This is a genomic window from Nocardia sp. 348MFTsu5.1 (assembly GCF_000383535.1).
Lineage (GTDB): Bacteria > Actinomycetota > Actinomycetes > Mycobacteriales > Mycobacteriaceae > Williamsia > Williamsia faeni.
The window spans coordinates 1-13,067 of the sequence record NZ_KB911530.1 but is presented as its reverse complement, the minus strand read 5'-3'; the positions used below and the strand labels follow the sequence as shown (position 1 = coordinate 13,067).

Sequence of the window (13,067 nt, the reverse complement as noted above, 5' to 3'; positions counted from 1 at the left end):
ACTGAATTGATAAAGTCACTTGATAATAAAGGTACTTGACCAAATGACGCAAGACCATGCACAGCCCGACACCGTCACGCATCTGGCAGACAAGATGGGGGGTGCGTTCGGACGTTTCCGCCAGGATCTACAGGCCCGGATGGGTAACACCGGCCCGTTGCGGGTCTCCCACCTGCGCGTTCTCGACTCCATCGACGTCGACGGAACCCGCCCCAGCACGCTGGCCGACCGCACCGAGATCACCAGGCAGGGCATCTCGCAGCTCCTGGCCCACCTCGAACAACACGGCTATGTCGTATCCGCACGTGATCCCAGCGACCGCCGCGCTTCGCTGATCACCCCGACAGCGAGTGGCGTCGAAGTTCAGCAGCGGACGGTGGCCGCCGTCGCCGCTGTCGAAGATCTCTGGCGACAACGCCTCGGCCAAGACCGGTACGAGGCCTTCGTGGGCTGCCTCGATCAACTGTCAGCGCGCGATCAGTAGGGTTGCCCGGGAGGAGGCTCGATGACCGAGAGCGCGGCACGGCGGGTGACAGTCCTGTCGATTGCGGCATTGTCCGAACTCGGTGTCGAGGTGAGTCCCGTCGATGACCCCGAGTACGGCGATGTCTATCTTCTCGGCCCCGATTCCGAGCGGTACTTCCTTCACACGCTCGTCGAGACCTGCCAGACCCTGCCGGACGACGAATGGGCCGGTTACATCGCATTCCACTTCCGCCAGCATTTCGAAGGGATGCGCGCACCCGCAGCCGCTGAACTGACAGAACCTGCGTTGCTCACCCAGGTGCGGACCAGGCTGCAGCCCGACACCGTCATCGACCCCGCGCTGACGACGTCCTACGCACGCCCGTTCGCCGACAATCTGGTGGTCCACCTGTGCCGCGACCTTCCGACCACCGTCGAAACCCTGACCGACCAGACGATCGAATCCCGCGATCTCGACCTGCTGTATCAGGCCGGACAACGCAACACCGACGCCGAACCCTTTGAGACGGAGGAGATTCCGGTGGCCGACACCGCCGCGATCACCGCCCTGGAAGGCGAATCTTTCTTCATCGCATCGAAAGCCCTGAACATGAAGAGGGTGGTCGACACCGTCCTGGGTAACGCGGCGCACGGTGTCGTGTTCAGTGTCCCGCACCGACATCTACTGATGCTCCACCCGGTGACCAACCTCCGGTCGACCGTGGCCGTCCGCGACATGGTCGGCTACACGTTGGGGCAGGCCGACGATGCGCCCGGCGGGAACATCAGCCCCCACACCTTTTTCTGGTACGGCGGTCGCGTGCAACAGATCACGCGCATCGACCCCGTCGAGAAGTCGATCGTGATCGAGAGCCAGGGGATGTTCGGCGATGCGCTCAGCCGATTTGCCTGAGCGCACCCTCGGTCAATGCCGTAGCGCCATACCGATTTTGGCGACCATGGCGTCGACGGCAAACTTGGGTTTCACATTGAGCCCGAGCACCTCTCGGCATTCGAGCACCGCCTCCACACAGGTCAGCAACTCCTCGCGGGACGCATACCGGGCCATCCCCTGGGTCTGCTCTGCCATATCGGGGTGCATCGCAACCACTCCGGCGCCGTAGGACACGGCCAGCGCATCCCGGAACAGCGCCGCGAGGTCGACCAGGGCCCGGTCGAGGAGATCTCGGATCGTGCGTGTCTGCCGCGATCTCTGCCGCTTCTCGAGGTCCTTCAGGATGCCCGCCGAACCGCGCAACGCGCCCGCTGATCCTTTGCCGGTACCCCCGGCACCCAGCGCCGTCCGCATCTCCTCGGTCTCGGCCTCGTCGAGCTTGGCGCTGATCGACTTCGCGGCAGCCTCCGCGGACTTCACGAGCTCCTCGGCAGCCTGATACGCCCGCGCATTCGATGTCGCGGCCCGGGCCAGCCCCAACGCCTGGGTGCGCTCGTCGCGCGACTGCTGATCAGTTGCCAGCCGACGGGCCCTGCCCACGTGCCCACCGCACACCGACGCCGCCCACTGGGCCAGGCCCGGCTCGATGGAGTCCCGCGCGATGAGAACCTCGCTGATCGCCGTCGCGCTGGGCATCACCAGCGGCACGTGCCGGCTCCGCGAGCGAAGGGTCACCGAGATGTCCTCGGGATCGATACTCGGCGCACACAGCAAGAACACGGTCCGCGGTGGCGGCTCTTCCACCGCCTTGAGCAGAGCATTGCCGGCCGCCTCGGTGAGTCGATCGGCATCCTCGATGAGAACGACCTGCCATCGACCGACGCTCGGCCGCCGCGACGCCGTCTGAACGATGGCCCGCATGTTCCTGACAGGGATCGTAAGACCGTCGGGCACGATCCGCCGGACATCGGCGTGGGTACCGGCCATCACCGTCGCACAGGCATGACACCGCCCGCACCCGGGATCGTCGGTCATCTCGCATTGCAACGCCGCTGCGAAACACTGCGCCGCGACCGATCGTCCCGATCCCGGAGGCCCGGTGAAGAGCCAGGCGTGGGTCATCGCGGACGAACCGTGGCGCGGTGCATCGGGGGCCGGGGCCTCACCGTGCGACTCACGCTCGCGTGCCGCGGCCAGTTGGGCTGCGGCGATGGCGGCGGATGTGAGTTCGGCCACGACCGCCTGCTGGCCAACCAATCGATCGAACACTGTTGTCACAGGTCAACCCTATCGCGGCGGCCAGACAGCGATGTCTAACTCTTGCAAGCGGCCAGCTACCGTATGCACGTGGTCGAAAGACAGTCACGCCTGCAACATGCATGGCACACGTTGCGCTGGCTGGTGCACACACCTTGGCCGGTGTTGGCACTCGACATGCTCCGGGCCAACCTCGCCGGCGCGCTGTTCACCTTTGCATTCCTTCGTTTCGGCCTTCCCGAACAGACCTCCGTCAGCCTCTCCGAGATCAGCGGCGTCGGCCAGCTGATCTTCGTCATCTACCTTGTCCTCGCCGGATGCGTCAGCGCATACGCGACCATTCGGCTGTCACTGCCGGTCCTGGTCTGGCATCGACGACGATCCCGGCCCGACAACGAAGCCGCCCGGCGACGGGCTCTTCGACTCCCTCTGCTGCTGATGCTCGTCCACGGTGGGCTCTGGGTTGTCGGTGGTGTGGTGTTCTCGTTGCTCAGCCTGTCGCAGTCGGGTCGCACGGCCATCGTGGTGGCCCTGGGATCATTTGTCGGGGCTTTGGTGACCTCGGTGCTGGGTTATATGCAGTCAGAGAAGGTCCTGCGCCCGATCACCGTTGCCGCGATGGCGAACAACCCCGAGGCCGCGACTGCCCCCAGCGTCACCCAGCGCATCATCCTGTTCTGGGTGGTCAGCGTGGCCGCACCGCTGGCCGTGATCATCGCGCTGGTCGTCGGCCAGAAGGCCGGCATCATCGACACCGACGCCGAGGGCCTGCAGCGGCCCATCCTGTGGATGGCGGGTGCGGCGCTGGTCTTCGGATCGATCGGTGTGGTGCGAGTCGTTTCGGCAATCGCCGATCCGATCAAACAGCTGACGCTGGCGCAGCACGAAGTGCGTGAAGGCAACCTCGACACAGCCGTTCGGATCTACGACGGCAGCGATCTGGGCCTGCTGCAGGCCGGCTTCAACGAGATGGTCGCCGATGTCCGCGAACGACAGGAACTGCGCAACCTGTTCGGCCGCTACGTGGGCGAAGACGTCGCCCGCCGGGCCATCGAGAGCGGCACCGAACTCGGCGGCGAAGAACGCTACGTCGGTGTGCTGTTCGTCGACATCGTCGGCTCGACCCGGCTGGCCGTCAACCTGCCTCCCCGCGAAGTCGTCGACCTGCTCAACGAGTTCTTCCGGGTGGTCGTCGATGTGGTCGGGCGGCACGGCGGCTTTGTCAACAAGTTCCAGGGTGACGCGGCGCTGGCCATCTTCGGCGCACCGCTCGATCAGGAGGACTTCGCCGGCCAGGCTCTTGCCGCCGCCCGCATCCTGCGCCAGGAGCTCGATACCGCCCTCGGTGACACCGACGTGGGCATCGGGGTGTCGGCAGGCAAGGCTATCGCCGGACACATCGGATCACAGCAACGCTTCGAGTACACCGTGATCGGCGATCCCGTGAACGAGGCGGCCCGCCTGACCGATCTGGCCAAGTACGAGCCGAGTCGCGTCCTGGGATCTGCCCGCGCCGTGTACCTCGCATCGGCCACCGAGGCCGCGCACTGGGACATCGGCGAAGGTATCGAATTGCGTGGCCGCGGAATCGAAACTCGCTTGGCCCGGCCGAACTACGCCATCGGCGTCTAGATCTCGCCAGGATCGTCCCCGCCGGAGGGTGCCGAGGGGAATGTTCCCTCGGCAGGCCCCCAGCGGGACGATCGTGTCGTCATTCCGACTCGGGTGCAGCCTTTTTCGCCGGAGCCTTCTTGACAGTCTTTTTGGCCGTGGCCTTCTTGGCCGCCGTCTTCTTTGCTGCAGCCTTTTTGGCCGGAGCCTTTTTGGCCGCGGCCTTTTTCGCCGGAGCCTTCTTCGCAGCCTTTTTCGCCGGACCACGAGCTCGCCGGTCCGCCAGCAACTCCGATGCCCGTTCGTCGGTGATCGACGCAACGTCGTCGTCCTTGCGCAGGCTCGCGTTGGTCTCACCGTCGGTGACGTACGGACCGAAACGGCCGTCCTTGATCACCATCGGCTGCTCCGACACCGGGTCGGTACCGAGCTCACGCAATGGCGGCGCTGCCGCAGCCCGACCCCGTCGTTTGGGTTCGGAGTAGATCTTGAGTGCCTCTTCGAGGGTGATGTCGAAGATCTGGTCTTCCGACGTCAACGAACGAGAGTCGGTGCCGCGCTTGAGATAGGGCCCGTACCTACCGTTCTGCGAAGTGATCTCCTGACCCTCTTCGTCTTTGCCGACGAGCCGTGGCAACGACAGCAACTTGAGGGCATCGTCGAGGGTGACCGTGCCGATCTCCATCGACTTGAACAGCGACCCGGTGCGCGGCTTGGGTCCGGCTTTCTTGGCCGCCTTCTTGGCGGTCTTCTTGGCCGTGGCCTTCGTGGTCGTGGTGGCGGTCAACGTGTCGCCCGAGGGTGCGTCCAGCGGTGTGACACCGTCGTCGAGCGGACTGGGTACCGGGGGCGGGGTCAGGGCCGGCACTGTGCCGCCCTCGCCACCGTCGTCTTCGGGGTCCGGCAGAATCTCGGTGACGTACGGCCCGAAACGCCCTTCCTTGGCGACGATTTCATTGCCGGAGAGCGGATCGACACCGAGCACCCGGCCCTCTTGCGGTGTGCTGAAGAGCTTTTCGGCCAGCTCCAGGGTCAGCTCGTCCGGGGTGATGTCGTCGGGGAGGTTGGCGCGCTGCGACTCCGGCTCGCCACCGCCCTCGGGTGTGACGGTGCGTTCGAGGTACGGACCGAACCGGCCCACCCGCACGAACACCGGGCGGCCCTCGGCATCATCGAACAAACGGATCGAGTTGACCTCGCGCGCGTCGATCTCTTCGAGGTTCACACCGACGAGCTTCTTCAGGCCGGTACCGGCCTGCCCTTCGGCGCCGTCCTGCCCGAAGTAGAAGCGGGTCAACCAATCTGTGCGATTCTCGGCGCCCTGGGCGATCTGATCCAGATCATCTTCGAGGGTGGCCGTGAAGTCATAGTCGACGAGACGCTTGAAGTACGCCTCGAGCAGGCCGACCACTGCGAACGCAATCCAGGACGGCACCAGGGCCGACCCCTTCTTGTGCACGTATCCACGGTCCTGGATGGTGCCGATGATCGATGCGTACGTCGACGGGCGACCAATTCCCAACTCCTCCAGCGTCTTCACCAGTGAAGCTTCGGTGTAACGCGCGGGCGGGTTGGTGGTGTGACCATCGGGGTTCAGCTCGGTCGCGGTGAGTGCCTGTCCCTGAACAAGATTCGGCAGACGGCTCTCGGCGTCGTCGGCGGTGCCACCGGCCTGTTCGTCGACGGTCTCGACATAGGCCGACAAGAATCCGGGGAACGTGATGGTGCGACCGGACGCAGCGAACGTGCAGGTTTCGCCGGTGCTGGCGTTGCCACTGATCCGCAGGCTCATGGTGGTGCCGCGAGCGTCGGCCATCTGCGAAGCGACCGTGCGCTGCCAGATCAGTTCGTAGAGCTTGAACTCATCGGACTGCAATGCCGAGGCGACCTGGCCGGGCGTCCGGAACGACTCACCGGCCGGACGGATGGCCTCGTGCGCCTCCTGCGCGTTCTTGACCTTGCGGGTGTACTGCCGCGGCGTCGGATGGACGAAATCGGCACCGTAGAGGTCCCGGGCCTGGTTGCGCGCCGCAGTGATCGCAGACTCCGACAGCGTGGTCGAGTCGGTACGCATGTAGGTGATGTAGCCGTTTTCGTACAGGCGCTGCGCCACTCGCATGGTGCGATCGGAGGTGAACCGCAGCTTGCGGCCGGCCTCCTGCTGCAGGGTCGAGGTCATGAACGGTGCATAGGGCTTACGGGTGTAGGGCTTCTCCTCCACCGAGGCGACCGACATCGACGCCCCCTGCAGGCCCGAGGCCAGCGCCACCGCGCGGGCTTCGTCCAGGATCGTGACGTCGGCCTTCTTCAGACCGCCGGTCGAATCGAAATCACGACCACTGGCGACGCGGGCGCCGTCGACACTGACCAGCCGGGCCCCGAAACTGCGCGGCTTCGCCGATTCTCCGGCGTCCAGCGTGGCGGCGATGTCCCAGTATTCGGCCGACCGGAACGCCATCCGTTCGCGTTCGCGCTCGACGATGATACGGGTGGCCACCGACTGCACACGGCCGGCCGACAGCTTCGGCATGACCTTCTTCCACAGGACCGGGGACACCTCGTAGCCGTACAGACGGTCGAGGATACGACGGGTCTCCTGCGCGTCGACGAGGTCTTCGTCCAGGTCACGCGGATTTTCGGCGGCAGCCCGGATGGCCGATTCGGTGATCTCGTGGAAGACCATCCGCTTGACCGGAACCTTTGGCTTCAGCGTTTCGAGCAGGTGCCACGCGATGGCCTCACCCTCGCGGTCACCGTCTGTCGCGAGGTAGAGCTCGTCGACGTCCTTCAACAAGGCCTTCAGCTCGGTGACGGTCGACTTCTTGTCCGGCGAGACCACGTACAGCGGTTCGAAGTTCTCATCGACATTCACCCCGAGCCTGGCCCACGGCTGTCCCTTGTATTTGGCGGGCACATCGGCCGCGCCACGCGGCAGGTCACGAATGTGACCGCGCGAGGACTCCACCACGTAGTTGGAGCCGAGGTAGGACGCGATCTTGCGGGCCTTGGTCGGGGACTCCACGATCACGAGACGGCGCACTGCCTTACCTGTCCCGCGAGCTGCTGTATCTGAATCCGCCACCGTATTTTCCTGCACCTTTCATGGTTCTTCTGGCCCGTTTGTACCTTATGTATAGCGGTAGTGGCATCCGAGTATGCCGCCTGGCACCCGAGAAGTGCCTGATCAGGTGTTCGGGAACACACCTTTGAACGGTGCGTACCTGCAGTTCAGAGAGCAAATCGCCGGAAATTTGCTCAAATGAATGGCCAGTGTGCCGCCGCGCCCGAAATGTCCGGTGGTTCGCCGATCGACTCGATCAACCGCGACAGACGCCGTTTCCCGGCGATACGCAATGCCGGATTGGCACCGCGTGTACCGACCAGGGTCGGCGCGATCCCCGCTCGCATCACCGCAGTCGCGAGAGATCCGTGCGATTCGGGAGCGTGCGGATCAAGGCCCAGTACGTACCGCTCGGCATCGCGCCGGCCCGCCGCGATGACCCACAGTCGCAGCGCACGGGGTCCCGGGACCCAGTTCGGGGGCATCGTCTTGATCGCACCCTTGGTCCAGGCGCGATAGAGATCGTCGAGCTCCGGTGTGGTGGCAGTTCCGACGAGCGGTGAACCTTCGGGCGAGAGCGAGACCTCCGCGGCAACACCACACCGCTCGAACTCCTCGGCGAGAGCGCGGGCGCGCCAGTCGTCGGCGACAACCACCGACACACGGGCACCCTGCGTGCTCACTGCAATCTGTCCGGTGGTCGCCAACACCCCGGCGAGATCGTCAATCGACGGCTCGTCGGTCTCCGCAGAGAACATCGACAGCTGGCCCACCTTTGAACCGTACGGTATTTTCTGCCGAAAACGACTCACCCCCGATGCCATGGTCACGACATCGGGGGTGAGACGCCGAACACCAGATTGCGGTGCCGGATTGAACTTTTGAGGTACTTCGCGTGGCGCGAAGGTCCTCGATGGAGTGCCCTCGATGGGCGATTCCTATAGGAAGGTGTCCCTACAGTCCTCGAACACCGGTGGCCTGCGGACCTTTTGTTCCCTGACCGACCTCGAACTCGACCCGCTGGTTCTCCTCGAGAGTGCGGAAACCGGATCCCTGGATCTCGGAGTAGTGGACAAACACATCGTCGGGTCCGTCATCAGGCGCAATGAAGCCGAAGCCCTTTTCCGCGTTGAACCACTTCACAGTTCCCTGTGCCATTCTTGTATTCCTTTACTTTCACCGGATACGGCGGAGAGTTACCCACGCCGGGCCGGTTCCGACCGCCATACCTTCTGGCGCCGTTTGCGGGTGCCCCCGCACACTGACCTTCAGTACCACGCTCGCAACACGATCCCAAGAGACTGGCCAAAACTTGAACCGCCCCCAGAAGCTGCGACCACAACAAGTGAATCATGTTCTCGGCGTGCACAACAGTCAGGAAGTCAAACTGATTCAAAACATGGCCGACTACGCAATCAGCACTTCACAGTAGGTAATATTACGGCGTGATGAACTGGATCAATGAGTAGCTCTGACTTCGGCTCCGAACTGCTCGCCCGCACCCTGGCGGGTGTCGATCCCGACGAATCACCCCTGACCCACAAGTCCCTAATTCCCAGCCGGACAGCCAGTTTCACAGACTGGCCGGATTGGGTCGGAAATCCCGTACGCGAGGCATTGTCCGATTCCGGCGTCAGTAAGCCGTGGTCCCATCAGGTGGCTGCCGCCGAACATGCTCATGCGGGCCGCCATGTGGTGCTTGCAACCGGCACCGCATCCGGTAAATCCCTTGCGTACCAGGTCCCCATCCTCACGCGCCTGATGGACGATCCACGGGCAACGGCCCTCTATCTCTCCCCCACCAAGGCACTGGGCTCTGACCAGTTGCGTTCGGTGAGTTCGTTACTGGCCGGACGTAAAGAGTTCCTGCACCTACAACCCTGCGCATACGACGGCGACACAGAACCGGCGATCCGTCAATGGGCACGAGAACATTCACGGTGGATATTCACAAATCCGGATATGCTCCACATCGGCATCCTCTCCTCCCACGCCCGATGGCGACATTTCATGAGAGGTCTGGCATACATCGTCGTCGATGAATGCCACCACTACCGCGGAGTATTCGGCTCACACACCGCCCTGGTCATCCGCCGCCTCCTGCGAATCGCCCGTGCCGCCGGTGCGAACCCGGTGGTGATCGGGGCGAGTGCAACGTCCGGAAGTCCGGGCGCAGCGATGAGCCGAATGATCGGGGCCGAGTGCGCCGAGATCACCGAAGACGGTTCACCGCACGGCGCCCGCACGGTGGCATTGTGGGAGCCCGCCTTCATCCCCGAAATCACCGGCGAACACGGGGCGCCGGTCCGCCGTCAGGCTGGGGCCGAAGCCGCTCGCATTCTCGCCGATCTCGTTCTCGAAGGCGCGCGGACGCTCTGTTTTGTTCGCAGCCGGCGCGGCGTCGAACTCACCGCGTTGTCAGCCAAACGCATTCTCGAACAGGTGGACCCGGAGTTGGCGCCACGCGTCGCCGCCTATCGCGCGGGCTACCTCGCCGATGATCGGCGAGCACTCGAACGCGATCTTGCCGACGGAAAGCTTCTCGGTGTCGCCACCACCAATGCGCTGGAGCTCGGCGTGGACATCAGCGGGCTCGATGCCATTGTGGTGGCCGGATTTCCCGGCACTATCGCCTCGTTCTGGCAGCAGGCCGGCCGGGCGGGTCGTCGGGGCGAGGGCTCGCTGGTGGTACTCGTCGCCCGCGACGACCCCCTCGACACCTACCTTGTCAATCACCCGGAAGCCTTATTGGACAAGCCCGTTGAGGCCACGGTCACCGACCCGACGAACCCGTATGTCCTCGGACCGCAATTGCTGTGCGCGGCAGCCGAATTGCCGCTCAAGGAATCCGAGGTCGACGCTTTCGCTGCACGTGAACTGCTCGAAGACATGGCCGCACAGGGACTCATCCGACACCGGAAGGCCGGCTGGTACGTCGCACCCGGCGTCGAACCACATGCCGACGTCGACATCCGCGGAGGTATCGGCGGACAGGTGATGATCGTCGACGAGACCACCGCCCAATTGCTCGGGACCGTCGACACGGGTCGGGCGATGTCAACCGTGCATCCCGGGGCAGTCCACATCCATCGAGGCGAGAGTTACGTGGTCGATGAACTCGACCTCGAGGACGGCCTTGCACTCGTCCACCCGGAGGAACCCGACTGGACCACCAGCGCCCGGGAGACCACGCTGGTCGAGATCACCGATGTGATGGAGACCAACACCTTCGGGCCCCTCACCGTGGCCCTGGTCAGGGTGGATGTGACCCACCAAGTCGTCGGGTATCTCCGCAAGCTGCTCAGCGGAGAGATCCTCGATTCGGTTGAGTTGGACATGCCGGCGCAGACACTCTCGACCCGGGCTGTGATGTACACGCTCGATCCCGAAGCACTCGAGGCCGCCGGGGTCACCGTCGGCATGTTCCCCGGCGCCTTGCACGCCGCCGAGCACGCCGCCATCGGCCTGCTTCCGCTCGTCGCAACCTGCGACCGCTGGGACATCGGCGGGCTGTCGACCAACCTCCACCCCGATACCGGTCTGCCGACGGTGTTCGTCTACGACGGCTATCCCGGTGGTGCCGGGTTTGCCGATCGGGGTCACGAGGCTTTCGACATCTGGATCCGTGCAACGCGAGATGCGGTGTCGCACTGTGGTTGTGAGTCCGGGTGTCCGTCGTGTGTGCAGTCACCCAAATGCGGAAACGGCAACGATCCCCTCGACAAGGCCGGCGCGATCCGGGTATTGAATCTCATCCTGAGAGAACTGCCTGCTCGCGGCGAGGCTTCCGACTCCCCCCACGCGGTGATCGGCTGATGTTCCCGGCTGTCGGTCAGCCGCATGAAATGCAGATCTGATGTCACCCGATCGGCGTAGTAAATGGTGTTCTGGAGGCCCGAACGGGTTTACCGTGAGGAATCCGATCAGCCGAAAAAGGTAAAGCCAATGACACACGCTCCCGGCCAGCCCGACCCCTACGATCAGACTCGCATCAGCCCCACCTCGACGCCGCCACCGGCAACCCCACCGCCCGCGAGTCCAGGTCAATACGGCGGCCCGCCCCCGCAGCAGTCCTACGGCACGCCGCCCCCGCAGTACGGTGGACCCCCGCAATCCGGGCCCCCGCAGCCCGGTCCGGGACAGCAGTACGGCCAGCAGCCACGACCGACTCAGTCTCCCTATGGCCAGAACCCCTATGGCACACAACAACCCCAGTACGGTCAGCAACCTCAATACGGCCAGCAACCGCAGTACTCTGCGCCCCACGCCCAACCGGCCGGGCCGGTTTCTTCCGCGGTCAGAATCATCGGCTGGGTGATCGCGGCTTTTGCAGTACTCACCATCATCGCGGCGTTCCTGCCCTGGATCTCCGGCACCGTTTCCATCAACGGCATCGGTGACTCCGATACCGGCTCCACCGATGGCGTTATCACCATCACCCTTGCAGTGGTCGCAGCCATTTTCGGCATTGCGAGTGCACTGATCGCCAAGCGCTCCGGCCTACACCTCACCGCCGGGATCATCAGCTTGGTGACCGGGGGATTGATCACCTCTGTCGCGGCCGTCGACATCCTCGATGTGTACGACACCGAGGACACCTGGGGCTTCGGCTTCGAAGTCGGTATCGGTCTGTGGCTGACCCTCGTCGGCGGCATCGCACTGGTCATCGCCGGCATCGCCGCCATCGTGAAGCGGACCTGAGGTCAGACCGCCCGGAAACCGCTGCCCACTGTGTTCCGGCCGTTCAGGTCGGCCAAGATCGACATCATCGGCGTGCTGATGGTGGGGTTGTGGATCGGGATGTTCGGATCGGTGCAGGGCACGTCGATGTCGAGGCCGGTCCCGCCGAGGTTCTGGATGATGCGGCCACCGTTGAGTAGGCCGACGACCTTGTCCCCGACCACGATGGGCGCGCCGGAGTCGCCGTGGTTGGAGCACACCTGGCTCAGTGTGAACGTCGGTACCTGAGGATCGTCGCCCCAGACGACGCCGCAGGTGGTCCCGGTGGTGCGCCCCGCTTTGCATGCCGTCTGACCGAACTCGGGACGGGGGCCGGGACCGGAGATGGTCAGGCCACGGTAGCTACGCTGCGGTGTCACCTTGGACTTGTCGAACTCGATGACGGCGTAGTCCCACGTGCGGTTGGACTGCCTGATCACACCGAGGACACCCGAGCCCATCGTCTTTTCGGCCTTGACCGTGCTGCCGCTACCGCCGCAGTGGCCCGCGGTGAGACCCACCAGGCGGCCGGCACCGTCGTAGCCGATTGTGGTCAGCGTGCACAAGGCGCTATCGGCGATGACAATCCCGGCGCCTCCGCCGAGACCTACCGACGGAGCTGCGTTCGCGGTTGTGGCGGTCATACCGGACACCCCGATCAACGCGATCAATCCGGTCACGATTGCCAACATTCGCCGCATTAAGCCCCGCCATTTCCCCTTGTAGTCATCCTGGTCTCCCCGCACCCTATTCTGCCAACGATCCGACGGCAAATATCGTCCCCGGAGGGAGTCGGCGAGGGCGTATTCCCCTTCGCGGATGCCCTACGGGACGAAAGTAACGTGTCTGGGGATAGCAAAATACCCCGTATTCGCAGTCCGGGGACTGTGAATACGGGGTATCCGCAAATTGTGTTCGGCGGTGTCCTACTCTCCCACACTGATTAGGGTGCAGTACCATCGGCGCTGGTAGGCTTAGCTTCCGGGTTCGGAATGGGACCGGGCGTTTCCCTACCGCTATAGCCGCCGTAACAATGTGAAACAACCAGTAAGTCACAAA

The 13,067-nt window shown here is 64.3% G+C and carries 10 protein-coding genes and 1 rRNA gene; 5 read left to right on the top strand and 6 right to left on the bottom strand.

Annotation, left to right across the window (positions count from 1 at the left end; genetic code table 11):
• Positions 1-43: 43 nt before the first annotated feature.
• Both H290_RS29875 and H290_RS30490 read left to right on the top strand, forming a co-directional pair.
• Entirely contained in the window at positions 44-484 is a 441-nt protein-coding gene (locus H290_RS29875; protein ID WP_020109858.1) for a MarR family winged helix-turn-helix transcriptional regulator, read from the top strand.
• A 21-nt stretch (positions 485-505) separates the two neighbouring features.
• Complete coding sequence (locus tag H290_RS30490; protein ID WP_020109857.1) at positions 506-1,378, top strand: hypothetical protein; 873 nt, start codon at positions 506-508, stop codon at positions 1,376-1,378.
• Positions 1,379-1,390: 12 nt separating this feature from the next.
• On the opposite strand, the gene H290_RS0126320 is transcribed toward H290_RS30490, so the two are convergent.
• Positions 1,391-2,638: a DNA polymerase III subunit delta' gene (locus H290_RS0126320; RefSeq protein WP_028463730.1), complete on the bottom strand. Its 1,248-nt coding sequence runs from the start codon at positions 2,636-2,638 to the stop codon at positions 1,391-1,393.
• Between the two features lie 63 nt (positions 2,639-2,701).
• Between H290_RS0126320 and H290_RS0126315 the strand changes: the two genes are divergently transcribed.
• On the top strand, positions 2,702-4,249 hold the full coding sequence (locus H290_RS0126315; RefSeq protein ID WP_020109855.1) for an adenylate/guanylate cyclase domain-containing protein: 1,548 nt from the start codon (positions 2,702-2,704) through the stop codon (positions 4,247-4,249).
• Between the two features lie 79 nt (positions 4,250-4,328).
• Here H290_RS0126315 and topA read toward each other — a convergent pair whose 3' ends face one another.
• From topA to H290_RS0126300, 3 genes are all read right to left on the bottom strand, one after another.
• A complete protein-coding gene (gene topA, locus H290_RS0126310) occupies positions 4,329-7,310 on the bottom strand; it encodes a type I DNA topoisomerase (RefSeq protein WP_028463728.1) in 2,982 nt (993 codons plus the stop codon).
• A 173-nt stretch (positions 7,311-7,483) separates the two neighbouring features.
• On the bottom strand, positions 7,484-8,062 hold the full coding sequence (locus H290_RS0126305; protein WP_020109853.1) for a hypothetical protein: 579 nt from the start codon (positions 8,060-8,062) through the stop codon (positions 7,484-7,486).
• Positions 8,063-8,243: 181 nt separating this feature from the next.
• On the bottom strand, positions 8,244-8,447 hold the full coding sequence (locus H290_RS0126300) for a cold-shock protein (protein ID WP_020109852.1): 204 nt from the start codon (positions 8,445-8,447) through the stop codon (positions 8,244-8,246).
• 303 nt (positions 8,448-8,750) lie between these two features.
• Between H290_RS0126300 and H290_RS0126290 the strand changes: the two genes are divergently transcribed.
• Both H290_RS0126290 and H290_RS31885 read left to right on the top strand, forming a co-directional pair.
• Entirely contained in the window at positions 8,751-11,105 is a 2,355-nt protein-coding gene (locus tag H290_RS0126290) for a DEAD/DEAH box helicase (RefSeq protein WP_020109851.1), read from the top strand.
• Positions 11,106-11,234: 129 nt separating this feature from the next.
• Positions 11,235-11,990, top strand: a complete 756-nt coding sequence (locus H290_RS31885; RefSeq protein ID WP_231373844.1) for a hypothetical protein — start codon at positions 11,235-11,237, stop codon at positions 11,988-11,990.
• Positions 11,991-11,992: 2 nt separating this feature from the next.
• Here the strand turns inward: H290_RS31885 and H290_RS0126280 are convergent, their stop codons facing one another.
• Both H290_RS0126280 and rrf read right to left on the bottom strand, forming a co-directional pair.
• Entirely contained in the window at positions 11,993-12,688 is a 696-nt protein-coding gene (locus H290_RS0126280; protein ID WP_231373843.1) for a S1 family peptidase, read from the bottom strand.
• Between the two features lie 233 nt (positions 12,689-12,921).
• Positions 12,922-13,038 (bottom strand): 5S ribosomal RNA (rrf, locus tag H290_RS0126275).
• Between the last annotated feature and the right edge of the window lie 29 nt (positions 13,039-13,067).